The following is a 22,961-nucleotide window of genomic DNA, read 5'->3' as shown; positions in this document are numbered from 1 at the left end:
CGTGGATGTTCTGCGCGACCTGCTGAACTGGCGTTCGCTGCGCTGGAAGATCGCTGCGCTTGTCGCCATGTCCTGCTGCGCCATCGCGCTGACCGTCGGGGTGCTGGTCCACCGCAGCACCCTGGCCCGGTCGCTGAACGACGGCGGGTCCAAGGCCGTGACGCAGCTGTCCCGGGACCTGCAGGATTACGAGCGGGACACCACCCCGCCCGACTCGCTTCGGCTGTCGCCCGAGGCCATGCCCGTCGAGCTGCTGCGGCGACTCCGGGGCCCGCAGGGTCTGAGGGACGGGTATGCCACCTGGTACGACGGTGAGGGCCCCGGGGACCACCCCTCGATGTGGGCGGCACGGACGTACCGAGGCAGCCCCGTGGCGGTGGAGGTCGACATGACGCCCGACCTGCTCACCCGGCGCGCCCTGGACCGGCACATGTGGAAGTACTCCCTGGTCGCGCTGGCCGTCGTCGTACCGCTGTCGGCGCTCGCCGCGGAGCTGCCCAACCGCAGGCTGCGGAGGGTGGCGCGGACCGCACGCCGGATCGCGTCCGGTGACCTGGCCGCCAGGACCTCGGCCGGCGGCGGCAGTGACGAGATCGCCGAGATCTCCGCCACCGTCGATTCGATGGCCGACAGTCTGCTCGGGCGGCTGCTGGCCGAGCAGCGCTTCACCGCCGACGTCGCCCACGAATTGCGTACCCCGCTGATGGGTCTGGTCACCGCGAGCGGGCTGCTTCCCGAGGGGGAGGCCACGGAACTGGTCAGGGACCGGGTGGCGGTGCTGCGGGCCCTGGTGGAGAACCTGCTGGAGATCTCCCGGCTCGACGCGGGCGCCGAGCGGGCCGACCTCGGGCCCGTTCCGCTCGCCGAGGCGGTCAGTGAGTCGCTGGTCCGCACCGGGCTGCAGACGCAGCTCACCACGGCCGGTGCCCTGTCCGCCGAGACCGACCCGCGCCGGCTTGACAGGATCGTCGCCAACCTGGTCGTCAACGCCCACCGGCATGGTCGCGCGCCCGTCGAGGTCGAGGTGGCGGGGACTTGTGTGACGGTGCGGGACCACGGCCCGGGCTTCCCCCACGAACTGCTCGCCGACGGGCCCAGCCGGTTCCGCACCGGGGCGTCGGAACGCGGCCGGGGCCACGGCCTCGGGCTGACCATCGCGCTCGGCCAGGCCCAGGTCATCGGGGCGTCGCTGTCCTTCGCCAATGCGCCCGACGGCGGGGCCGTCGTCACGCTTCGCCTCCCGGCCACCGACTGAGCGCCTCACGGAACGCCGTGATGACGGCTGCTGCGGTAGACGTCGTGAGGGAAGGTCAGGCCATCGGGCCCAAGAGGCCGTGAGCAGTTCACCGAGGTCGCCGCACACCAGCCCACCGTCACCAAAGCCGGGCCGGAAGCTGGGTCGAGTCGCCGAGCCGAAAGATCACCCGGCGCATGGTCAGGCCCAAGGCGCGGCACAGCAGATGCCGCATGCCGTGCGGGGTGGTCTCCCCGGTCCACTTTGCCGTCAGGTGGACGCTCGCCTCCTGCGCGGCGAGCGAGACAGCCAGATCGGACGGGCGGGTGGCCACGCGTCGGTCGGAGGTGCCGAGAATGGCATGGGGTTCATCGGTCGCTGGGAGTAGGTCCTGCGCCTCAGGCGCTCTCCACGCCTGCTGGCTAGGGTCGGTCCTCATGGAGAGCAGGGGAATCGTCCGTCGCCGGACGGCGGAGCGTATGCGCGACGCTCTGGAGCGGCTCGCTACGGAGCGGGATGTGTGGGTGTCGACGGCTCACCCTGATCACGGGCCGCACCAGGTGCCGCTGTGGTTCTTGTGGGATGGGCGAGCGGTGTGGATGTGCACCAGCGCCACTTCCGTGACCGCGCGGAACGTCCGCGAAGAGCCGCGCGTGCGCCTGGCGCTACCGGACACCTTCGACGTGGTGCTCCTCCAGGGTGAGGCGGAGTGCTTCCCGGACCAGGAGGTGCCCGGAGGCGCGGCGGAGGCGTTCGCCGACAAGTTCGGATGGGACCCACGCGCGGAGGAGGAGCCCTTTCTTTATGTACGCGTGGTCCCGAGGACTGTGCGCGCTTGGCGCGGCGAGCCGGAACTGCGCGGGAGAGTCATCATGCGCGACGGGATGTGGCTGGAGTAGCGGCCGCCCTTCGCCGACGGGCCCCTCTCGGATCACGATCTACAGCTGGAATACTCATTCGCCGGCAAGGGAGACCGGGCGGTTCACCCCGCGGCCACGAGGGATCGCCCGTAAAAGGGCTCCTCTGTCTGGGAGTTGGTGGTGACGGCCGGGTGCCGGTCGGCTCGTTGAAGAACCTGGTCGAAGCGCGCACCGCATGCCGCGCGGGCGGCCCTGCCAGCAGCCGTGTTGTGCAATGCGAAATTCCGTGGTGCAGATGTGGTGCGCGACCCTGCGCTGCTCTTACGTTCCCCTCTCAACAGGCCGGTCCTCATCGGGCAAGGAGCACCCCACCACCTGGAACGGTGTCGTTCCGGCGCGGGTAGGGCCAAAGCCCCCTTTTCCCCCCACTGATTCGCCGTCTCCCCGGGCAGTGCATGGCCCGGGTTTCTTTCGAGGGAACCGAGGAGCTTTGATGAACGTACGTTCGGTACGAGGTGCGGTGGCAGTGGCGGCTTCACTGTGCGCGCTGGTCGCAGTCACGGCTTGCGACGTTCAGTCCGGTAGCGATACCGCCGACAGCGGCGCCAGTGCGTCTCCCGCCGCGGCCAAGAGTCTCAAGGTCGGCTGGTCGACCATCTACCTGACCCCGTCGTGGATGCAGCAGACGCTGAAGATGCTGGAGAGCGACGTCAGCAAGTTGAAGTCGGCGGGCAAGGTGTCGTCGTTCAAGACCTTCAACGCCAACGGTGACACCTCGCAGCAGATCTCGCAGATCCGCGCCATGATCCAGCAGAAGTACGACGTGATCCTCGTCGACGCCGGCTCCTCCACCGCCCTCAACCCCGCGCTGGAACAGGCCGAGGCGGCCGGCATCACTGTCGTCGCGTTCGACTCCCTGCCCACCACGACGAAGGTGATCCGGGTCGGCACGGACCAGAAGAAGTGGGGCTCGATGACGGCCACCTGGCTGGCGAAGAAGCTCAACGGCAAGGGCAGCATCATCGCGATGAACGGGCCGGCGGGCGTCGCGGTCAGCGAGGACCGTTGGGCGGGGGCCGCGGCGGTCTTCAAGAAGTACCCGGGCATCAAGATCGTCAGCAATGTGCACAGCGAGTACAACCTCGCCCCGGCCGCCCAGGCCTTCGCCTCCGCCTACTCCGCGCACCCTGACATCGACGGTGTCTTCTCGCAGGGCGGCGCCCTGTCGGCCGCCGCGCTGCAGACGCTGGTCAAGCAGGACAAGAAGCTCGTCCCCATCACCGGGGAGAACTACAACGGCTTCTTGAAGCAGTGGCAGGCTGAGAAGAAGAACGGTTTCTCCTCCTTCTCCACCGCCCAGCCCAACTACCTGAGCGTCATCGCCCTGGAGGCGGCGGTCGCCGCACGGGAGGGCGTGTCCGTGCCGCAGGATGTCACCGTCCCGCTGCCCGAGATCACCGACGACAACCTCTCCGCCTACGTCAAGACCGACCAGCCGGACGACTCGTACCCGATCACGGACCTGCCACAGGCCGAGATCGACAAGCTCATCGGCAAGTGAGGCGGGGGACCAGATGACCACGGCTCCGCTGCTGAGCGTGGAACAGGTGTCGAAGTCGTTCGCGGGGAACCAGGTGCTCAAGGAGGTGAGCTTCACGGTCGAGCCCGGCGAGGTGCTGGCGCTCGTCGGTGAGAACGGGGCCGGCAAGTCCACCGTGCTCTCCCTCGTCACCGGATTGCTCGCGCCCGACTCCGGCCGAGTCGTCCACGACGGGGCGCCCGTGCCCAGGACGTGGTCTCCGCACCACGCCCGGGCAGCCGGGATCGGCTCCGTCCACCAGGAGCTGAGCCTCAACCCGCACCAGAGCGTCGCGGAGAACGTCTTCCTCGGCGCCTGGCCCAGTCGGCGTGGTCTGGTCCGGGCCCGCGACCTCACCGCGCGGGCCCGGCCGCTCCTGGAGCGGGTCGGCCTGGACGTCGACCCGCGCACCCCGGCCGGGCGGCTGCCGCTCGGCCGCCAGCAACTGGTCGAGCTGGCGAAGGCGCTGGCGGGCGAGCCGCGCCTGCTGATCCTCGACGAGGCCACCTCAGCGCTCGACGAGGACCAGGTGGGCGCCGTCTTCCGCGTCGTGCGCGACCTGCGTGACCGGGGCGGCTCGGCGATCTTCGTCAGCCACCGCATGGCCGAACTCTTCGCGATCAGCGACCGGTTGACGGTCCTGAAGGACGGCGCCGTGACGGCGACCCGGGAGCGCGAGCGCACCGACCACGATGCCGTCGTACGACTGATGATCGGGCGCGAACTGTCGGATCTGTTCCCGTCGAAGGCGAAGACGAAGGAGAGGGTGAAGGTCAAGGCGGCGAACACGGCGAACGCCGTTGACGCGGTGAACGTGGTGGACGCGGCGCACGCGATGAACGGTGACCAGGCGTCGGCGCCCGCACCCGAGCCACGGGTCCGGGTACGGGGCCTGACCGTCCCCCGTGCCTGCTCCGACGTCGACCTGGACCTCGTACCGGGCCGCATCCTGGGCCTCGGCGGGCTTCAGGGGCAGGGGCAGCGCGAGGTGTTGCGGGCACTGTTCGGCCTGGCTCGGCACACCGGACAGGTCACCTTCGATGAGCGACCGGTACGGGTCACCTCGCCCCGTGAGGCGATCCGGCACCGCATCGCGTACGTTCCGGAGGACCGCAAGACCGAGGGCGTCCACACCGCGCGCAGCGTCCGTGACAACCTCGCCCTGCCCAGCCTGCGCGTCCTCGCCCCGGCCCGCCGCCTCACCACCGTCTCGCGCGCGGCCGAGGCCGGGCTGGTCGGCGAGCTGATCGACCGGCTGCGGGTCAAGGCCGCATCCCCGGCGCAGGAGGTCCGCCGACTGTCCGGCGGCAACCAGCAGAAGGTGGCCCTGGCCAAATGGCTGCCGACCGGGCCCCTCGTCCTCCTGCTCGCCGAACCGACCCGGGGCATCGACATCGGCACCAAACGCGAGATCTACCATCTGCTGCGCCGCCTGGCCGACGACGGACTGGCGGTACTGATCACCTCCGGAGACACCATGGAACTGGTCGGCCTGTGCGACGAGGTCGCGGTGCTCTACGAGGGGAGGGTCGTCGACCGCCTCACCGGGCCGGACCTCACGGAGGAACGCCTGGTCAGGGCGTCGGTGCTGGGCACCTCGGCCGGAGTTGCCGAAACGGCCGATGTGGCCGACACGGCCGGTGCCGCCGGTTCACTCGACACCGCCGACGTAGCCGGTGCCGCCGGCTCACCCGACACAGCCGGTGCCGCGGGTGCGGCCGGGGCGACCGTCAACCCCGATGGACCGAGCGTGGCCCATGCGTGAACGGATCACCTCACTCACGCGGAGCAACACCGACCTCGTCTGGCTGGTTGCCCTCCTGCTGGTGCTGCTCGTCGCCTACCAGCACTACGACTCCACCCTTTTCACCCCCGCATCCGTCACCATCCTGTCCGCACAGTTCCTGCCACTGATCCTGGCCGCCGCCGGGCAGACGACCGTGATGCTGCTCGGCGGGATCGACCTCTCCCTGGGGGCCGTCCTCGGGCTCGCCATGGCCGTGTTCGCGACATACGAGGCGCAGGGCGCGGGCGGTGTCGTGACCGCGGCCGTCCTCGCCCTCGGTGTGGCCGGCGCGGCCGGAGCGGTGAACGGCGCCCTCGTGGCGTACGCCGGACTGCCCCCGATCGTCGTGACGCTCGCCGCGTCCTTCCTGTGGAGTGGCGTCACCCTGGTCGTCCTGCCGCAGCCCGGCGGGCACGTTCCGGCCGGACTGGTGGAGGCCTACAACAACGGCTGGTACGGGGTCGCCCTGCCCGTGGTGGCGATCACCGTCGTACTCGCGGGCTGGAAGCTGGTGCGCACCACCCGGCACGGACTCGCCCTCTACGCCGTCGGCGGCAACGAGCACGGCGCCTACGCCAGCGGCCTGCACACCCGTGGAGTGAAGATCGGCGGATACGCGCTGGCGGGCGTGTTCACCGGCCTCGCGGGGATCGGGCTCGCGATCCAGACCGGCTCGGCGGACCCCACCATCGGCACGCCGTACACGCTCAACTCCATCGCCGCCTGCGTCCTCGGCGGCATCAGCTTCTTCGGCGGGGTCGGCCGGATGCGCGGCACCGTCCTGGGCGCGCTGCTCATCGGCCTGCTCACCAACCTGCTGCTGTTCACCGGGATCTCGCCCTTCTACCAGCTCATCGTGCAGGGCGTGATCCTCGTGGTCGCGCTCGCACTGAAGACCTACGTCACGAGGGAGGCGACCGTATGACCAGCGACCGTATGACCAGCGACGGTATGACCGGCGGCCGTTTGGCCACCCACCGTACGACCGGCGCCGAAGTGGTGGCGATGCTGCGCGGCAGTCGGCCCGCGTGGGCCTTCGGGGTGCTCGGGGTCACCTGGCTGGCGGCGATCCTCTTCGCCGACGGCTTCGACAGCGTCTCCAACGTCCGTTACCTGGTGCAGACCGCGTCCTTCCTGGGCATCGTCGCGGTCGGCCAGACTCTGGTCGTCATCATGAGCGGCATCGACCTGTCGGTGTCCGGTGTCGTCGGCCTGTCCGCGGTCGTGTGCGCCAAGGTCGCCTCCGGTACGAGTGGCGGAGCCACCACGGCCGTCGTCGTGGCGCTGCTGCTGAGTGCCCTCGTCGGCGCTGTGAACGCGGCTGGGGTGGTGTGGCTGCGGGTGCCGCCGATGGTGATGACCCTCGCCACCGGCACCGTCCTCGCCGGCGCCCTGCTCGTCTACACCGACGGTTCGCCCAGCTCGGCGCGTGTGCCATTGCTGGACTCGCTCGCCAACGGGCGGGTGCTCGGCGTTCCCTGGGCGTTCGTGCTGTGGCTGACGGTCACAGCAGTCGCCGGCTGGCTGCTGCACCTGGCGCGCACCGGCCGGTACGCCTTCGCCCTCGGCGCCGGAGAGAGCGCGGCCCGGGCCTCGGGGGTGCCGTTGGCCGCGACGGCGTTCACGGCGTACGTCTCCTGCGCCCTGCTCGCCGGAGTCGCGGGTCTCGTGCTCCTCGGCTTCACCGGCACCAGCTCGCTGACCATGGGCAACCCGTACCAACTGCTGTCCATCGCCTCCGTCGTGCTGGGCGGCACCTCCATCCTCGGCGGCCGCGGCCACCTCCTCGGCACGGTCGGCGGCGCCCTGCTGCTCACCCTGCTGACCGCGCTGCTGACGTCCTGGAACCTCTCCGAGGGGGTGCGCCAGGTCTTCCTCGGCGTGCTGATCATCGGCCTGTTGCTGGTCTACGCGAGGGAGCGCCGTACATGACGTCCTTGGAGGCGCTGCCGCTGCTCCGTGACCTCGTACGGATCCCCAGTGTGAACCCCCGTGGCGGGCCGGGCGACGGCGGCGAGACGGCGGTCGCCGGGTACGTGCGCGACTGGCTCGCACGGCACGGCGTGGCGGCCGAGTTGCACGAGGTGCTGCCGGGGCGGTGCGGTGTCGTGGCCGTCGTACCGGGCCGGGATCCGGCGGCGGTACTGCTGGAGTCGCACCTCGACACGGTGGAGACGGACGGCATGACGGTCTCCCCGTTCGACGGCGAGGTACGCGGCGGCCGCCTGTTCGGGCGCGGGGCCTGCGACGCCAAGGGTCCGCTGGCCGCGTTCATGCTGGCCGCCGCCGAACTCGCGCGCGGGGAGCCGCCGCCGCACACGGTCGTCCTGGCCGGGGTCTGCGACGAGGAGCACGCGTACCGGGGCGTCCTGCGGCTGCTGGACGTCCTCGCGGACCGCCGGGTCGTCGGCGCGATCGTCGGCGAGCCCACCGGGCTGGCCCCGGCCGTCGCGCACAAGGGCGTCGTGCGCTACACCGTGCGCACCACCGGCCGGGCAGGACACAGCTCACGTCCGGAGGAGGCCGTGAACGCCGTCTCCCTGATGGCCCCCGTCCTCGCCCACCTCGCCGCCGTACCCCCGGACGTCGCGCCCCACCCCCTCCTGGGCCCTGCCACCCGCTCGGTCACGCGCGTCCGGGGCGGCACCGGACCCAACACCATCCCCGGCAGCTGCGAGGCGGACGTCGACCGCCGCACGCTTCCCGGGGAGGACCCGGAGGCCGTCTGGCAGCGGGACCGGGCCGAACTGGCCGGACTGGGCGCCGAGTTGGATCCTCCGTTCACCGTCGACCCGGCCCTGGACACCCCGCCCGGCACACCCGTCGTCGACGCCCTGTGCCGGGCCCTGGCCGCGCACGGCCGCCCGTCCGACGTCCAGGGCATGCCCTTCGGCACGGACGCCAGCAAGCTGGCCCGCTCCGGCATTCCGTCGGTGGTGTTCGGCCCCGGCTCGGTGCGGGACGCCCACGCCGCGGCCGAGTCCGTGGAGTTGGCGGAGGTGACACTGGCCGCGTCGATCGTGGTGGCGGCGGTCCGGGGGATCGAGGGGCGGTCCGCCGAGAACGCCCTCGGTGGGAGAGCCTCGGGAGGTGGGCGGGGGCGTGAGGGGGAGCGGTCATGCGAGGGGGAGCGGTCATGCGAGGCCGCGGCCGGCTCGACGGCCGTACGGACTTCCCGCGGGCCGGAGGGCCACGGGTCCGCGGACCCCGGGCCCGGTGGGATGGCCGTACGGACTCCCCGTGGGCCGGAGGATCAAGGGCCCCCGGGCCCCGCGCCCGGTGGGACAGCCGTACCGGGATCGGCTCCCGCCGTACCCGAGGAGTCGCCGTGCGACTGACCGACCACGTCACCCTCGTCGCCAGCGGAGCGGCCGGCTTCGATCTCACCGATCCGCTGGACTGCCACGTCTACCTGGTCAGCGGAAGCCGGGGCAGCGTGCTGGTGGACGCGGGCGCCGGCCGCTCCGCGCACACCATCCTGCGCACGTCCGCCGCCGCGGGTGCCCGCCCTGACCACCTCCTGCTCACGCACGGCCACGCCGACCACGCGGGCGGGGCCGCCGCTCTCGCCGAACGGTTGCCCGGGCTACGGGTACTCGCCGGACCGGCGGCCGTGCGCTGGATCGCCGACGGCGACGAGCAGGGCCTCAGCGTGGACAGGGGGAGGGCCGCCGGTGTCTACCCGGCCGACTACACCTTCCCACCCTGCCCCAGCGTCGAGCCCGTCGCCGACGGCACGGAGATCGACCTGGGCGGCGGAGTCGTCGTCCGGGCCCTCGCCACACCCGGCCACGCCGACGGCCACACCTGCTACCACCTCATCACCCCGGCCTATCAGGCGCTCTTCTCAGGCGACTGCGTCTTCACCGGAGGGCGTGTCTCCCTGCAGAATCTGCATGACTGCCGGGTGCCGGAGTACGCGGCCAGTCTGACCCTGCTCGCCGCGCTCGACATCGACGCGCTGTTCCCCGGCCACCACGAGGTATCACTTGCCCGGGCCGGGCGGCATCTGGCCGCCGCCCGAGACACCGTCGCCCGCGGCCTGCTGCCGAGGAGTACGACATGACCGCACCACCGGCCCGCCGCAACCAGTCCTCGTCCCTGCGCCGGGCCCTGACCGTGCTGGAGTACGTCCGCGACCACGCCGGGACAGGGCGGGGCGTGTCACTGACCCGGATCGCGGAGGATCTCGACGTCAACAAGAGCACCGTGCTGCGGCTCGCCACTCCACTGATCGAGGCCGACCTGCTGATCCGCGACCGGGAGACAGGCTGGTTCCGGCTCGGTCACGGCACCCTGCGGCTCGGCCAGGCCTACCTGTCCTCTCTCGATCTGCGGACCGCCGCCGCGGAACCGCTGCGGCTGCTCCAGCACGCGGTGGGGGAGACCTGCCACCTGGTGGTGTACGAACCTCCGGACGTCGTCTACATCGACAAGGTCGAGAACGAGACCAACGTCCGCATGGGCTCCCGTATCGGCAGCCGCGTTCCCGCCTACCGCACCGCCACCGGCAAGGCCATCCTCGCCTGGCTGGACGAGGAGGCGTTCCGGGTCGTCGTGGCCGCGGGGATGGCACCGGTCACGGCGCACACGATCACCAACCCCGAAAGGCTGCGCGCCGAACTCGACCGGGTCCGGCGGACGGGCTACGCGATCGACGACCGCGAGAACGAACCCGAGGTGCGGTGCGTGGCCGCGCCCGTCTTCGACCACACCGACGCCGTGGTCGGCGCGCTCAGCGTCTCCAGCCTCACCACGCGGATGACCCCCGCCCGGGTCCGTGAGGTCGGCCCCGTGGTCGTCCGCACGGGCCTGGACATCTCCCACGCCCTCGGGTCCTCCCGGACGAGGGACGGGAATCCGCGCCGGAGCGCCACCGACTGAGGGCGGGGCCCCCATGCCTCCCCATGCCTTCTCCTCCAGTCAGCAGGGCCACCGCCTTCGACCGCCTTGACCACCGCTTCGACCACCGATTTCGAGGGCCTTGACCACCGCCTCGACACCGCGGAACAACCCCTAGCGTCACAGGAGCAGCGAGCAGCATGCAGACCAGCGTCCACAGCCTCTACGCCTTCGTGGAAGACCTGCGCGCGGAGGGCGTGGGCCCGGTCCTCGACCGGGTCCTCGGCGCCTACGGTTGCGACACCCTCACCGTCGCCGCCGCCTATCACCGCGCCCGTGACGTCACCCCGCACGGACCCGCGCGGGTCACCCTGCGCCGGGACGGCATCCATTTCCCGCCCCCGGCCGATCTGTTCGCCGACGGGCGCCTGACTCCGCCGGTGCAGGCCGGGGCCGAGAGGGAGACCCTGCGCGAGGTGCGCCTGCGCACGGCGGAACGGGGTGGCGCCCTGCACGGCTGGACGGTGTTCCTGCACAACACCACCCTCGGCCTCACCCACCCCGAGGTCACCCAGGAGAACTGCTTCGGCGACCGGGCCGCTCCCGCCGACCTGTGCCCCGCCCACCCGGACGTTCGGGCGTACGCCGTGGCGCTGGCCCGCTCGGTGGCACGCCAGGGCGTGGACGCGGTGGTCGCCGAGTCCCTCCACTACGGCGCCTTCGGCCACGGCTACCACCACGAGCGCAGTTTCGTCCCGCTCGGCCCGGTGGAGGAGTTCCTGCTGGGGCTGTGCTTCTGCCCCCACTGTGCGCGGCGGGCGGAGGAGCAGGGCGCGGACGCAGCCGGGGCCCGCGCCGACGCCGTACGGCTGACCGCACGAGTACTCGACGGGGCTGAGCATCTGCCCGGCCCGTTGAGCCTCGACGAGCTGCCGGAGCGGGTGGCCGCGTACACACGTACCCGCCGCGACACCGTCACCTCGCTCGCCGCGACGGTGGCCGACGCCGTGGCGAGCGAGGGCTCGCGTCTGGTCTTCCTGGACCTGACCGGCGCCGCCAAGGGGTACGCCGACGGCCTGCCCACGGGTGCCCTCGCGGCCGACGACGCCTGGCGGTTCGGCGTCGACCCGGCGGCCGTCGGCGCCGTCGTCCCCGGCTACGCCCTGCTCGCCTACGCCCGCGATCCCGCCCGGGTCGCGTCCGACACCGCCGCCTACCGTGCCGTCCTGCCGGACGACTGCGTCCTGCGGACCGTACTGCGCCCGGGAGCCCCGGACACCTTCTCGGCCGACAACCTGGCCGAGAAGACGTCGGCGGCTACCGGCCCCGGCGGGGCGGACGCGGTGGACTTCTACCACTACGGCCTGGTCCCGTTCCCCGTGCTGGACCGCATCCCCGCGGCGCTGAAAGGACTGTGACTCCCTCCGGGATCCCTATGCGGTAGTCAGCGCTCGATGAGCCGCGAACGTGGGCGCGGAGGCACCTTCGGCGCATCGGAGGTCTGCGGATGTATGAGCCTTTCACGGCCGGTTCGTTGCTCTTGGTGGGGGCTTCGTGGTGGGTGGCGCGATGCTGTGGCGGTGCGGAGGGTTACGGTCGTTGTCCATGCAGCGGTTGGTGCTCTTCGATCTGGACAACACTCTTGTTGATCGGCAGCTTGCGTTCGTCGCGTGGGCCAGGGAGTTCGCGGCAGAGCGGGAGCTCGGGGAGGAGGCGCCCCAATGGCTGATTGCTGCTGATGCACGGGGAGTCGGGCCCCGTGATCAGTTTTTCTGCGCGGTTCGGCAACGCTTCGAGCTGGCAGAGTCTGCTGACGATCTGTGGGGCGGATACCGCTCGCGCATGCCGGAACTGGTCCAGTGCCACCCGGAGGTTCTTCAGGGACTTTCACGGATGCGGGCGTCGGGTTGGCGGGTGGGGATCGTCAGCAATGGGATGGCTGACAACCAACTGGCGAAGATCGATCGCACGAGGCTGGGTGAGCACGTGGACGCTTGCTGTGTCTCCGGCGAGGTCGGCATCCGCAAGCCGGACGTCCGGATCTTCGAACTGGCCGCCGAACGGTGCGGGAGCGATCTCACCGGGGGCGGGTGGATGGTCGGCGACAACCCCGGGCATGACATCGCAGGCGGGCGCGCTGCCGGTCTGCGGACCGTATGGATCGCAGGTCAACATGCTTGGCCGTCCGGCGAACCGGAAGCAGATCACACCGTCGCGGACGCGGCTGCGGCGATCAGCTTTCTGCTGGGCGAGCCTTGGCGTGGGCGAGGCCCAGCCTCGAGCTCTGTCGGCCCGTGAGGGGCCGAGCAGGTCGTCGACGGCGAGCCGACGGGCGAGATCCCACCGCAATCCACTATGAGCTCATTTCATTCGGTGAGTCTTGAGCATCCCGTCAGCCTGCCCGAGCTTGCGGACGGCCTGTTCCGGAGGGTGACGCTTCCTGTTCGACATGATGTGTCCGGTCTCCCCGCCCGCGACCGTGAGCGACGGAATGACTCTCACAATGGCCGGTCCGAACAAGCGGGGTCAGCCCGCCCCGCCGTCGAGCAGCCAGTTGTAGCGCAGTCGCAGCGCCCGCTCCGTGCTGGCCGCCACGGTGACGAGCCCGACCACGACGTTGCCCCATGCCGACAGATCAATGGGCGAGGTGAACGTCCCGACGTACTGGGCGACGCCCTCCGGCGCCCGGGTGACCTGTTCGGCGAGCTGAAGGATCAGGAGAACCAGGCCGATGACGAGCACGATCGACGAAAGGAAACCCGTACAGCGGCTCAGTGCGGGGTGCGTGCGGTCGAGGCGCGCGCGGCGCCCCTCGGCGGAGGCGGGGTCCGGGATGAGTTGGTGCTCGGCCCCCTCGGTGGTGACGTAGTGGCAGCGCTTGAGCCCGAAGGCGCTGGACTTTACCTCGACGGTGCCGCCCTGGACGGGGAAGACGGCAGGGACTCTGGACTCGGCGTGATGCCTTCCATCGAGGTACAGGTGGGCCTTGACGTAGCCCTCCGACTGATTCTGATGCCTGACGTCGACGGCGTAGACCGTCTGTCGGCCGTCGTCGGTCGTCAGCCGAAGATGGAACAGCGCGCGGGTAAGCATCTGCCACCAGCGGAAACGCTTCAACTCTCGCCCGTCCCCGGGCTTGACCCGTTGCACAGCCCGGCGATGCCGCCACTCCTTGAGCATGCCTCTACTCCTGTTACTTGCTGGGTTCGGCGGCGCAGGCGAGGTCCTGCGACGGGCGCTGCCCGGTGGTCAGGAATGCGGTCACCGCGTCGTTCGCGCACGTGTTGGGGCCGAACGGATAGACACCGTGCCCGCCCTGGTCGGCCGTCACCATCGTGGCCCGCTTCCCGAACGCCCGCCGCAGCTCCTGGGCGCCGGCCAGCGGCGTCCCCGGGTCGCGCTCGTTCTGCGCCATGAGGACGTTCGACGGGCCCCGGTCACCGATGCGCACCGGCGGCTCGACCCGCTCGTCCGGCCAGAACGCGCACGGTCCGATGCCGGCCGTGGACCCGCCCAGCATCGGGTATTTCAGCCGGTCGACCGCGACGTTGCGCTGATACTCCCGGACCGTCTCCGGCCAGCGTGCATCGCCGCATATCACTGCAAAGCGGGCGGACATGAAGTTCTCCATGTTCGGAATCGGCGGGACGGGCGGCGGCGGCTGGTCCGTGTCGAGTGCCTGCCAGGTCTTGGCCAGCAGGGGCATGTCCGCATCGCTGTAGAGGCGGTCGAACGTGATCCCGCGGAACAACGTCGCGTCGAAGCCCTGGACCGGTTTCGCCTCCAGCCGCTCCGCGAGATCGAAGAACTTCGCCCTCACCTGCTCCGGCGTGGTGCCCAGACCGTACTCGGGGTGCGCGGCCGCGAACGTCGCGAAGTCCGGGAACCGGTCCTCCATTCCACGGGCGAGCGACCGCATGGCCTTGACGTCGTAACCGCCGGGGCCCAGGTTGCTGTCGAGCACGATCCGGTCACTGCGCTTGGGGAACATCGTCGTGTACACCGCACCGAGGTAGCTGCCGTAGGAGGCACCGAGGTACGAGAGCTTCGGCTCGCCCAGCGCCGCCCGGATCCGGTCCATGTCCCGCGCCGTGTTCGCGGTGGTGGCGTGCGGCAGCATCCACGCGGTCCGCGAGGTGGCGCACTGCTCGGCGATGGTTCGCGCGTTGCCCGCCTCGCGCGCGACATCGGCCGCGGTGTGCGCGTACGGCGGGACGTTGCCGCGTGCCTGCTGCTCCGGCGTCAGATCGCAGGTCACCGGCGTGCTGCGGCCGACGCCACGCGGGTCGAAGCCGATCAGGTCGTAGGAGTCCAGCACCTCCTGCGGCAGCCCTGAGCCGGCGAGAACGGCCGGGTAGCCGAGTCCCGTGATGCCGGGGCCGCCCGGATTGGTCAGCAGTACGCCGTGGCGCTGCGAGGGTTCCTTGCTCGCCAGTCGGGAGATCGCGATCTCGATCTGCCGGCCGTCCGGATCCCGGTAGTCCAGGGGGACTTCGAGCGTCGAGCACTCCAGTCGGGGTAAGGCGGCCTTCTCCGAGGCGACCGTGGCCTTCTCGGAGGCGGCCTTCTCCCGGCACGGCCCCCACCGCACGGTGTCCGGCGTCGGCGTCGCCGCCACCGACACTCCCGGAATCGCGGTCATCGCCACCGCGGTGGCGGCGAGGGCGAGGGACAAGGTTCGGTGCATCTGGTGTCCTCCTGAGGGGTGCACGGGGCGCCGGAGCGGGCGTGCTCGGGGACGGCCCCGCCGCGGATCACCGCTGGAGCGGACAGGGCTGTGATCACCATCCCGACCGCCTCGACGAGTCTGTCCGTGCGTCGCCGCCGGCACATCAGCCCGGCGGCTCGAATCGCCTTCGCCCGGAGTCGAGACGGTGATTCGACTCTGGTCGAAGGACACATCAGCCCCCGGTCTGACTCACCGGCCGTACGGGTTAGCGACAATGGCCAGGTGAATACAGACGTCGCGCCACGGCTCGGAGGGTGGCAGCAGACCTGGCGGCTGGCGGCAGCCGCGGCAGCGGGCATACCGACCTGGCTCTCCATCGGTGTGCTGCTGCGGTGGCAGGCGGCCGAAACGGGCTCCTGGTTCAACATCGGTGATCCGCTGGTGGCGCTCGGCTGCCTGACGGCGCTTCTGTGGCGACGGCGGTTCCCGCTCACCGTCGCCATGACGGTCGCGATCGCCTCGCCCGCGTCGGCACTCGCCACCGGCGCCGCGCTCCTGGCGCTGGCCTCGCTCTCCACCCGTCGCCGCCCGGTGGAGATCGGGGTCGTCGGGCTGGCCTACGTGACCGCGTCACAGTTCGCCGTCGGGCTCTACCCGGTCCAGAGCACGCCCGGCTCGTTGTGGTTCCAGCTCGCGTTCCCGGCACTGACCGCGGGCATCGCGGTGGCCGTGGGCATGGCCGTCGGTGCGCGGCGTGTCGAGGTGCGGTCCTTGCGAGAGCGGGCGGAGAGCGCGGAACGGGAACAGAGCGCACGAGCGGCGCAGGCACGGGCCCTGGAACGCAACCGGATCGCCCGCGAGATGCACGACGTGCTCGCGCACCGGATTTCTCTGGTCGCCATGCAGGCCGGAGTGCTGGACCACCGCAGCGACCTCGCAGCGGAGGAAAACCGCGTGCTGGTCCGCGGCATAGCCGACGGCTCCCACCAAGCACTGGAAGAACTACGGGATGTCCTCGGCGTGCTCAGGGCCGACCCGGGCCGCCCGGAACCACCCCAACCCTCCCTCGACCGCATCCCCGACCTGGTGGCCGACGCCCGCACATCCGGACTGGACGTCACGCTCACCACCACCGTGACGGGAAGACCGTCCGACGCCGTCGGACGAACCTGCTACCGGATCGTCCAGGAAGGACTGACCAACGCCGCCAAACACGCCCCAGGCGCACATGTACACATCACCCTCGAAGGAAGAGCGGGCGACAAACTCGGCGTCAGCGTCCGCAACTCCCCGGGGACCACAAAGAACGCACAACCACCGGCATCGGGATTCGGCCTGCTCGGCCTCACCGAACGAATCGATCTCGCCGGCGGAGAACTCGACCACCACCCCACACCCGACAACGGATACCTCCTCACCGCACAACTACCCTGGCCGAACCCCACCCACGAAAAGAGAATCTGAGTGGACAGCGAGCGGGAGCCGGTGCGCGTCGTCATCGTCGACGACGAACAACTGGTGCGAATGGCGCTGCGGCTCGTCATCGACGGCGAACCGGACCTGACCGTCGTCGCGGAGGCGGCGGACGGGGACGCCGCGATCACCGTGGTGGACGAGCAGCGGCCGGACGTCGTACTTATGGACGTGCGCATGCCCGGCCGTGACGGTCTCAGCACAACCCGGGAACTCCTCACCCGACCGGCGCCGCCGCGGGTGCTCATGCTGACCACATTCGACTCCGACGATCTGGTGCTGGGCGCACTGCGCGCCGGAGCCCTCGGGTTCGTCCTCAAAGACACCCAACCGTCGCAGATTCTCGACGCGGTGCGGACCGTCGCGGACGGCAATTCCGTGCTGTCTCCAGCGGCCACGGCACGGGTGATCGCCGCAGCCACCGGTCCGCAGTCCGCTCACGCTCGCAGCTCGTCCCGCGAGGCCGCACGGAAACAGCTGTCCGCACTGACCGAACGAGAACTCGAAACCGCTCGGGCCATCGCGGACGGACTGGGCAACCCGGAGATCGCCCAGCGGCTGCGCATCAGCATCGCGACCGTCAAAGCGCACACAGGCAACCTGTTCGCCAAGCTGGCGGTCGAGAACCGGGTGCAGATCGCACTCCTGGTCCGCGACGCAGAGGACTGACCAGCCTGGCGCAGTGGGTTGCCCCACTGCCCCCGAGGGGGTGCGCCGCGGAGCCGCTGCCGGAGCCGTCCTGGACAGTCCCGTTCACCGGGCTGAGCACGCGTCCAACGAATCGACTCCGCCCACGACGGCAAGGGCGAACCTTCCGTGAGCGTTTTTCAGTCTGAGTTGAGCAGGTCGGATGATGGGTGAGGTGCGCGGCCGTCGGCCGCCCGCAGGGTCACGGTGGCTGCGACGCCCGCGAGGACGCCCCAGAGCAGCGCGGCTGGCACCCCCTCACCGAGGCCGGATCCCGCGTACAGCAGCCCCGAACTCATCTGCGTCGCGTCCGTCGCCATGCGCAGCGCCTGTTTGGCCAGCAGCCCGAGGACGACCGCGCAGACGCAGGCCGCCGCCATCGCCGGGACGGAGACCCGGGTGAGCAGCCTGGGCAGCCACCGCAGGGCGCACCAGACCACGGCGAGGAGCAGGATGTCCCCGAGGCGGTACAGGAGCCAGTCGCCGAGCGGCGTGCCGGCGGGCCCGGACCAGGCGCCGAGGAGCAGCCACTGGCGCAGCAGGTCACCCGGTTCGGCGAGCAGCCCGCCGCCCGTGAAGGCCGTCTGGAGGGTGGCGGCGTTGGACTGGTACGACAGGACGACCAGGGACACCGTGACCACCGCGGTCCCGACGGTGGCGGCCAGGAGCGCGGACCGCGCCGGAACGTCCTCGCGCGGCTGGGGCTCGGCGCCCTTGAGCGCCAGCCGCGCCACCAGCACCGTCCACGCCGCCGCGGCCAGTGCCACCGGTACCACGATCTGCCGTCCGGCGGAGGAGAGGGACGCCAGTTGCGGCAGGAAGCGGTAACTTCCGTGTCCCTGGGCCGCGATGAGCCAGGGAGTGGACACCGTCACCGCCAGGGTCGCCGCCACCAGGCCCCAGGCCCACAGCGCGAGCAGAGCGGCCCACGTCCGGCCTCGCTCTGCGGGAAGCCGCCGGAGCAGGAGGAGCGCCCCGGCCGCGTAGAAGACGAACACCGCGACGAAGCGGATCTGGATCGCCGTGTGGTGCAGGCCGAGATAACGGGAAGCGTCGGTCCCGTCCAGATACCCGCCCGCGGTCCCCCCGGAGGGTTCGTACGCCCAGGGCAACAGCCAGCTCTGGAGGCGGGCGACGGCCTCGTAGCCGAGAACGTCGGTGGCGCCGGCCAGACGCAGCGCGTCGGCGCTCGCCCCCGCCCACCACAGGAGCAGCGTCACCATCAGCCCGCCCGCCACCGCCGGTATCACCGCGCGCCGGTATTCCATGTCCTGCCCCCGTGTTCGCTTGCTGCTGCCACGACTCGCAGTGGCCCACGGGGACCTTACGTGGCCGCAAGTACATGCGGATCACAGCCCCGCTTCGTCGTGCCGGCGCTGCCCGACGACACAAGGGCGTGCAATGCGGACCGGCCGGGGTGGTCGGAGTATCAGGCGGCGACCCAGTAGGTACGGGTGTTGGTGAACTCGCGGATGCCGGCTGCGGCCAGTTCACGGCCGTACCCGCTGCGCTTGGTGCCACCGAAGGGCAGGCGCGGGTCGGAGGCGACGACGGCGTTGACGAAGGCGGCGCCGCTGGTGATCCGGCGGGCGAGGCCGACGCCGCGGGCCGCGTCGGCGGTCCATACGCTCAGGCCGAGCCCGTAGGCGGTGGCGTTGGCGAGCCGAACGGCCTCCCCGTCATCTCGGGCGACGGCCAGGGCGGCCAGCGGGCCGAAGGTCTCCTCGTCGAAGGCGGCCATGCCCGGACCGGTGTCGGCCAGCAGGGTCGGCTGGTAGAAGTAGCCCTCGCCCGGCACCGGCTTGCCTCCGGTCAGCAGGCGAGCCCCGGCCGCCACCGACTCCTCGACCTGCCGCTGGATCGCCGCGCGCAGGTCGTCCCGGGCCAGCGGCCCCACCTGCGTGTCAGGCCGGCGCGGGTCGCCGAGGCGCAGTCTTTCCACGCCGCTCACGAACGCGGTGGTGAAGGCGTCCGCGACGGCTTCGTGGACGATGAGCCGCTTGGCGCACACGTAGCTCTGACCGGAGTTGGTGAACCGGGCCTTGACCGCGGCCGCCGCGGCCCGTTCGACGTCGGCGTCGGCGAGGACGACGAAGGCGTCCGAACCGCCCAGCTCCAGCACGGACTTCTTCGCCGCGCGCCCGGCCGCCGCGCCGACGGCCGCGCCGGCCCGGTTGCTGCCGGTGAGGGTGACGGCGGCGATCCGGTCGTCCTCGATGAGCCGGGAGACGACCTCGGGTACGTCCGTGTCGGCGATGACGAGAGTGGTCACCAGGTGCTCGGGGAAACCGGCTTCGACGAAGAGGTCCTGCAGGGCGAGGGCGCTTCCGGTGACGTTGGAGGCGTGCTTGAGCAGGATGCCGTTGCCCGCCACCAGGGACGGGATGGCGAAACGCATGACCTGCCAGACGGGGAAGTTCCACGGCATGACTGCCAGGACCAGGCCGACGGGCTCATAGGCCACCCAGACTTCCACCCCGTCGATGCCCGCCCGCCGGTCGGCGAGAATGCCCGGACCCTGCTGGGCGTAGTACTCGGCGGTCAGCGCGGACTTCTCCACCTCGCCCGCCGCCTAGCGGGGAGGTGGGCAGCCCGAGCGAGCCGTCTCAGCCTCGCCGCCCCCGGGCCATCACCAACGGCCGCCGCTTGCCCTCGCCGGCAAGGTCCTGCCCCGGCATCTGGTCGTCCGCGCGATGGGCTGGATGGCACGACGCGCCATGCACGCGTAGCGCTGCTCAGCACTTCGGCGACCTTCCCAACGTGCGGTGGCAGTTGGTTGTCCAGGGAGTCGATGTCGTCACACAGACGGGCGCGGAGCCCGTGTACCCAAGGTGGCCTACTGCCGGCTGCCACAGCGACCCCGACGGGCGTCCAATGAAGCGCAACACTCATTCACCCCGTCGAAATGGTGTTCCATTTGTGTCGGATGGCGGGTTAAGGTCGCGTTCCGTGAGGATCTTGTACGGAGGTGCCGCGATGGAGAACAGCGCGCACTCCCGCCGGGGCCGTCCGCCGGGCCCCCGGGCCGCCGAAGGAGAGCTGACGGGCCGCCACGGCCGTCGTCCGCTACATCACCGAGACGGTCGACCGGCAGGGCTACCCGCCCTCGATGCGGGAGATCGGGCAGGCCGTGAAGCTCGCCGGTAGCTCCTCGGTGGCCTACCAGCTGATGGTGCTGGAGCGTAAAGGGGTTCTCTACCGCGACCCGCATCGTCCCCGCGCCTACCGCGTACGGCCATCGTGGGCTCCCGACTTGGGAGACCGGAGCGAGGCAGCGGTCGACGTGCCGCTCGTTGGACGGATCGCCGCCGGCGCACCCCTGCTCGCCGAGGAGATGGTGGAGGACGTCTACTCCCTGCCCCGTCAGGTCGTGGGTGACGGAGACCTGTTCGCCCTGACGGTCTCGGGCGACAGCATGGTCGACGCGGCGATCTGTGACGGCGACATTGTGACCGTACGGCGGCAGGACAGCGCCGATCACGGGGACATCGTCGCCGCGCTCCTGGAGGACGAGGCACCGTCAAATTCCTGCGCCGACAGGACGGGCAGGTGTGGCTGATGCCACGCAACTCGTCCTACGCGCCGATCCGCGGCGACCAGGCGCAGATCCTCGGCAAGGTCGTCGGCGTCCTGCGCCTTCTCTGAGAGACGGAAATCCCTTGGAGACGGACCTGTTGGTCATGTCAAGCTGTCACCCACCAAAGGGGTGTAGCTCAGATGGCCAGAGCGCCGGCCTCCAAAGCCGGATGCCGCAGGTTCGACTCCTGCCGCCCCTGCCACGCGTCACGTCCTCAGGCATTTGCTGCGGATCTCAAGCGCGAAAGCGCGCGGCAGCCTTCACGGCTCCCAGGTCGTCAAGGCCTCCACCACAGTCCGCGGCCACCGGCGGGACGACTCCGTGACCCGGAGCGCCGTCCGCTCTGGGGGCGTCGGTCTCATGTGCCCGGATGACGACTGCTGAGGGTGGGTATGGATTCGCGGGTATGCCTCAGAGCAACAGGACCGGCGACACGCTGGTCATCATCAGGGACTGCACCGCCTCCACTGGCGACAAGGACTTGCGGCTTGCAGAGATGCCTGGAGATTGGAACGACAGGGTCAGTTCGGTGACCACGCAGATGGGCAGCGGCACGCACTGCGAGGTCCAGCCTCGGCGTGTTCTTCCTGCTGCGCTCCGGGCTGCGAAGGAAGTGTGCCGCGGTCATCCCCGAGTCGGCTGCGGCACAGTCCTTTTTGCCGCAGGGCCGCCGCGAGTAAGATCTTTCAGGCGCTACGCGATCGGCGCCCAGACGATTTCTTGGCAGCGGACTTCTTGGCCGGCTGCTTCTTTGCGGCCTCCGCCGAGGTCTTCTTCGCCGTCTTCGGCCGGGTCTTCCTCGGCATCTCGTGGACGTCTGCGTCCTCACCCCGCGATGTCGTCGAAGCTGAGACGGAGGACTGGATCGGCGAGGTCGAAGGCCGCGCCCGCCCAGGGGCTCCCTCACCTCCGACTTCGCCAGGTCAGCCTGGCTGGCGCCGAGGAGAAGCTCCGCCAGCTCGATCGGAGCCACGGGCAGCATACGGCCGTGGACCTTGGCATCCCCACCACGCGCCGGGATCGATGGACCCACGAGGATGGACTGCCGCATGGCCCTGAACCAAGATCGAGAACAAGTTCAAAGAAGCGTGCATCAAACACCCTGCAGAACACGATCAAGTGCCGCCCGGCCTACAGGTCCCCAGTTCGGCTTGCCGCCGGGAAGGCCCCGGTCTCCGTTCTGCCCCATGAGCATCAGGAAGAGGCTCTTCATAGCGGCCAGCCCACGGGCGCGCCGGATCGCCGCCTCGTCTGCATGCGCGTACATGTCGAAGAACCGTGAGGCCGTGCCCGCGGGTAGCAGCACCCATGCGGCGGCGAGGTCCCACGCCGGATCGCCGGCGAACATGGCACCGAAGTCGACGATGCCCGAGAGCGTTCCGTCCGAGACGACGACGTTCGCGGGATGGAGGTCGCCGTGCACCCAAACCGGCGGGCCATCCCACGCGTCGGCCGCAACGGCGTCGTCCCAGACGGCCCGGACGTCGGCAGCGATGTCGTCGGGGACAACGGCCTGGAAGAAGTTCTCGAAGCCGTCCGTGCAGTTCCTGGGATGGGCACCGAAGTCCGTAGAGTTCGGCGCCTCGGCGGGCGCCTCCACATGGAGCGCCCGGAGGAAGCCCGCCAGCGTGTCGGCTGCGTGGGCGCCGCGGCTGATCGAGCCGTGGTCCAGCGGCTCGCCGGGAACCCACGTCATGACGGTCCAGTGCCTGGGGAAGCGCTCGGACGGTTCGCCGAACCGTACCGGGGTCGGCACCGGGAGCGGCAGGCGCGGGGCCAGCACGGGGAGCCACCGCCGCTCCTTGAGCTGGAGCTCCGGGGTGGGGTCCATGCGCTGCATGCGCACGGCCAACTCGTCTCCGAGGCGCCACATTTGGTTGCCCCAGCCGCCCGCGACCTCGCGGATGGCCAGCCCGGCAAGGTCTGGATGTTGCTCCTGCAGCAGGTCGCGCACCAGGTCTGCGGTGATCTCGGTGTGGGTGTCGGTGTCGCTCATGCCAAGTCACAGTACGCAACGCTGTGATTGAGCAACTCAGTTATCCCCGCCAGCCCAACATCTACGACGGCCAGGGCGACTCATCGGTGACGGGACGCCTTCCAAAGGCAGGCGATCGCGGTAGTACGCCGACCGCAACCAGTCCTCCCTCACGAGGACCGGCCGCGACATCCGCACGCCACCGACCTCCTGTGAGAGCAGAAGAACCCCCAGATCGGTCAGGGCGAGGGAGCCATCGAGGGTGTACAACAAGCAACT

General features: G+C 70.6%; 20 protein-coding genes, 1 tRNA gene and 1 pseudogene. 15 read left to right on the top strand and 7 right to left on the bottom strand.

From position 1 onward, the window contains the following. Position 1: 1 nt before the first annotated feature. On the top strand, positions 2-1,255 hold the full coding sequence (locus tag OHA64_RS02305) for an ATP-binding protein (protein ID WP_405607029.1): 1,254 nt from the start codon (positions 2-4) through the stop codon (positions 1,253-1,255). A gap of 118 nt (positions 1,256-1,373) precedes the next feature. On the opposite strand, the gene OHA64_RS02300 is transcribed toward OHA64_RS02305, so the two are convergent. Next, complete coding sequence (locus tag OHA64_RS02300) at positions 1,374-1,568, bottom strand: hypothetical protein (RefSeq protein ID WP_405607026.1); 195 nt, start codon at positions 1,566-1,568, stop codon at positions 1,374-1,376. A gap of 103 nt (positions 1,569-1,671) precedes the next feature. On the opposite strand from OHA64_RS02300, the gene OHA64_RS02295 reads away from it, so the two are divergent. From OHA64_RS02295 to OHA64_RS02250, 10 genes are all read left to right on the top strand, one after another. Further along, on the top strand, positions 1,672-2,133 hold the full coding sequence (locus OHA64_RS02295; RefSeq protein ID WP_405607023.1) for a pyridoxamine 5'-phosphate oxidase family protein: 462 nt from the start codon (positions 1,672-1,674) through the stop codon (positions 2,131-2,133). A 454-nt stretch (positions 2,134-2,587) separates the two neighbouring features. Beyond that, complete coding sequence (locus tag OHA64_RS02290; protein ID WP_405607020.1) at positions 2,588-3,655, top strand: ABC transporter substrate-binding protein; 1,068 nt, start codon at positions 2,588-2,590, stop codon at positions 3,653-3,655. A 13-nt stretch (positions 3,656-3,668) separates the two neighbouring features. Further along, positions 3,669-5,438, top strand: a complete 1,770-nt coding sequence (locus tag OHA64_RS02285; protein WP_405607017.1) for a sugar ABC transporter ATP-binding protein — start codon at positions 3,669-3,671, stop codon at positions 5,436-5,438. Beyond that, on the top strand, positions 5,431-6,384 hold the full coding sequence (locus tag OHA64_RS02280) for an ABC transporter permease (protein WP_405607014.1): 954 nt from the start codon (positions 5,431-5,433) through the stop codon (positions 6,382-6,384). Before OHA64_RS02285 ends, OHA64_RS02280 begins: the two co-directional genes overlap by 8 nt. Next, complete coding sequence (locus OHA64_RS02275; RefSeq protein ID WP_405607011.1) at positions 6,381-7,391, top strand: ABC transporter permease; 1,011 nt, start codon at positions 6,381-6,383, stop codon at positions 7,389-7,391. Before OHA64_RS02280 ends, OHA64_RS02275 begins: the two co-directional genes overlap by 4 nt. Next, positions 7,388-8,797, top strand: a complete 1,410-nt coding sequence (locus OHA64_RS02270) for a M20 family metallopeptidase (protein ID WP_405607008.1) — start codon at positions 7,388-7,390, stop codon at positions 8,795-8,797. Before OHA64_RS02275 ends, OHA64_RS02270 begins: the two co-directional genes overlap by 4 nt. Next, positions 8,788-9,525: an MBL fold metallo-hydrolase gene (locus OHA64_RS02265; protein ID WP_405607005.1), complete on the top strand. Its 738-nt coding sequence runs from the start codon at positions 8,788-8,790 to the stop codon at positions 9,523-9,525. The genes OHA64_RS02270 and OHA64_RS02265 overlap by 10 nt, the downstream gene beginning before the upstream one ends. Continuing rightward, on the top strand, positions 9,522-10,343 hold the full coding sequence (locus OHA64_RS02260; RefSeq protein ID WP_405607002.1) for an IclR family transcriptional regulator: 822 nt from the start codon (positions 9,522-9,524) through the stop codon (positions 10,341-10,343). The genes OHA64_RS02265 and OHA64_RS02260 overlap by 4 nt, the downstream gene beginning before the upstream one ends. A 158-nt stretch (positions 10,344-10,501) precedes the next feature. After that, positions 10,502-11,719, top strand: coding sequence for a hypothetical protein (locus tag OHA64_RS02255; protein WP_405606999.1), 1,218 nt, complete (start codon positions 10,502-10,504; stop codon positions 11,717-11,719). A gap of 187 nt (positions 11,720-11,906) precedes the next feature. Then, the gene (locus OHA64_RS02250) at positions 11,907-12,599 is read left to right on the top strand and encodes an HAD family hydrolase (protein WP_405606996.1); all 693 of its coding nucleotides are present in this window, start codon (positions 11,907-11,909) and stop codon (positions 12,597-12,599) included. A gap of 228 nt (positions 12,600-12,827) precedes the next feature. On the opposite strand, the gene OHA64_RS02245 is transcribed toward OHA64_RS02250, so the two are convergent. After that, entirely contained in the window at positions 12,828-13,481 is a 654-nt protein-coding gene (locus OHA64_RS02245) for a hypothetical protein (protein WP_405606993.1), read from the bottom strand. 13 nt (positions 13,482-13,494) lie between these two features. Beyond that, positions 13,495-14,988: an alpha/beta hydrolase gene (locus OHA64_RS02240; RefSeq protein WP_405606990.1), complete on the bottom strand. Its 1,494-nt coding sequence runs from the start codon at positions 14,986-14,988 to the stop codon at positions 13,495-13,497. 264 nt (positions 14,989-15,252) lie between these two features. Between OHA64_RS02240 and OHA64_RS02235 the strand changes: the two genes are divergently transcribed. After that, entirely contained in the window at positions 15,253-16,434 is a 1,182-nt protein-coding gene (locus OHA64_RS02235) for a sensor histidine kinase (protein ID WP_405606987.1), read from the top strand. Next, positions 16,435-17,112, top strand: a complete 678-nt coding sequence (locus OHA64_RS02230) for a response regulator (protein ID WP_405606984.1) — start codon at positions 16,435-16,437, stop codon at positions 17,110-17,112. Positions 17,113-17,270: 158 nt separating this feature from the next. Here the strand turns inward: OHA64_RS02230 and OHA64_RS02225 are convergent, their stop codons facing one another. Together OHA64_RS02225 and OHA64_RS02220 are read right to left on the bottom strand one after the other, a co-directional pair. After that, positions 17,271-18,398 (bottom strand): hypothetical protein, encoded by a 1,128-nt coding sequence (locus OHA64_RS02225; protein ID WP_405606981.1) that lies wholly within the window; start codon positions 18,396-18,398, stop codon positions 17,271-17,273. A 161-nt stretch (positions 18,399-18,559) separates the two neighbouring features. Then, entirely contained in the window at positions 18,560-19,690 is a 1,131-nt protein-coding gene (locus tag OHA64_RS02220) for an aldehyde dehydrogenase family protein (protein WP_405606978.1), read from the bottom strand. Positions 19,691-20,106: 416 nt separating this feature from the next. Here OHA64_RS02220 and lexA point away from each other — a divergent pair. After that, positions 20,107-20,775 (top strand): annotated as a pseudogene (gene lexA, locus OHA64_RS02215) (transcriptional repressor LexA). Between the two features lie 57 nt (positions 20,776-20,832). Next, a tRNA-Trp gene (locus tag OHA64_RS02210) sits at positions 20,833-20,909 on the top strand. A gap of 209 nt (positions 20,910-21,118) precedes the next feature. Here OHA64_RS02210 and OHA64_RS02205 read toward each other — a convergent pair. After that, positions 21,119-21,262, bottom strand: coding sequence for a hypothetical protein (locus OHA64_RS02205; RefSeq protein WP_405606975.1), 144 nt, complete (start codon positions 21,260-21,262; stop codon positions 21,119-21,121). A 538-nt stretch (positions 21,263-21,800) separates the two neighbouring features. Continuing rightward, the gene (locus OHA64_RS02200) at positions 21,801-22,703 is read right to left on the bottom strand and encodes an aminoglycoside phosphotransferase family protein (protein WP_405606972.1); all 903 of its coding nucleotides are present in this window, start codon (positions 22,701-22,703) and stop codon (positions 21,801-21,803) included. Between the last annotated feature and the right edge of the window lie 258 nt (positions 22,704-22,961).

It is taken from the genome of Streptomyces sp. NBC_00076, assembly GCF_045041235.1.
In the GTDB taxonomy this organism is placed as follows: domain Bacteria; phylum Actinomycetota; class Actinomycetes; order Streptomycetales; family Streptomycetaceae; genus Streptomyces.
This window is presented reverse-complemented; position numbering and strand designations above follow the sequence as displayed.

Excerpts from the sequence above, each read along its gene's own strand:
- OHA64_RS02295 (WP_405607023.1), top strand. The coding sequence starts at position 1,672 with ATGGAGAGCAGGGGAATCGTCCGTCGCCGGACGGCGGAGCGTATGCGC.
- OHA64_RS02290 (WP_405607020.1), top strand. The coding sequence starts at position 2,588 with ATGAACGTACGTTCGGTACGAGGTGCGGTGGCAGTGGCGGCTTCACTG.
- OHA64_RS02285 (WP_405607017.1), top strand. The coding sequence starts at position 3,669 with ATGACCACGGCTCCGCTGCTGAGCGTGGAACAGGTGTCGAAGTCGTTC.
- OHA64_RS02280 (WP_405607014.1), top strand. The coding sequence starts at position 5,431 with ATGCGTGAACGGATCACCTCACTCACGCGGAGCAACACCGACCTCGTC.
- OHA64_RS02275 (WP_405607011.1), top strand. The coding sequence starts at position 6,381 with ATGACCAGCGACCGTATGACCAGCGACGGTATGACCGGCGGCCGTTTG.
- OHA64_RS02270 (WP_405607008.1), top strand. The coding sequence starts at position 7,388 with ATGACGTCCTTGGAGGCGCTGCCGCTGCTCCGTGACCTCGTACGGATC.
- OHA64_RS02260 (WP_405607002.1), top strand. The coding sequence starts at position 9,522 with ATGACCGCACCACCGGCCCGCCGCAACCAGTCCTCGTCCCTGCGCCGG.
- OHA64_RS02255 (WP_405606999.1), top strand. The coding sequence starts at position 10,502 with ATGCAGACCAGCGTCCACAGCCTCTACGCCTTCGTGGAAGACCTGCGC.
- OHA64_RS02250 (WP_405606996.1), top strand. The coding sequence starts at position 11,907 with ATGCAGCGGTTGGTGCTCTTCGATCTGGACAACACTCTTGTTGATCGG.
- OHA64_RS02245 (WP_405606993.1), bottom strand. The coding sequence starts at position 13,481 with ATGCTCAAGGAGTGGCGGCATCGCCGGGCTGTGCAACGGGTCAAGCCC.
- OHA64_RS02240 (WP_405606990.1), bottom strand. The coding sequence starts at position 14,988 with ATGCACCGAACCTTGTCCCTCGCCCTCGCCGCCACCGCGGTGGCGATG.
- OHA64_RS02225 (WP_405606981.1), bottom strand. The coding sequence starts at position 18,398 with ATGGAATACCGGCGCGCGGTGATACCGGCGGTGGCGGGCGGGCTGATG.
- OHA64_RS02200 (WP_405606972.1), bottom strand. The coding sequence starts at position 22,703 with ATGAGCGACACCGACACCCACACCGAGATCACCGCAGACCTGGTGCGC.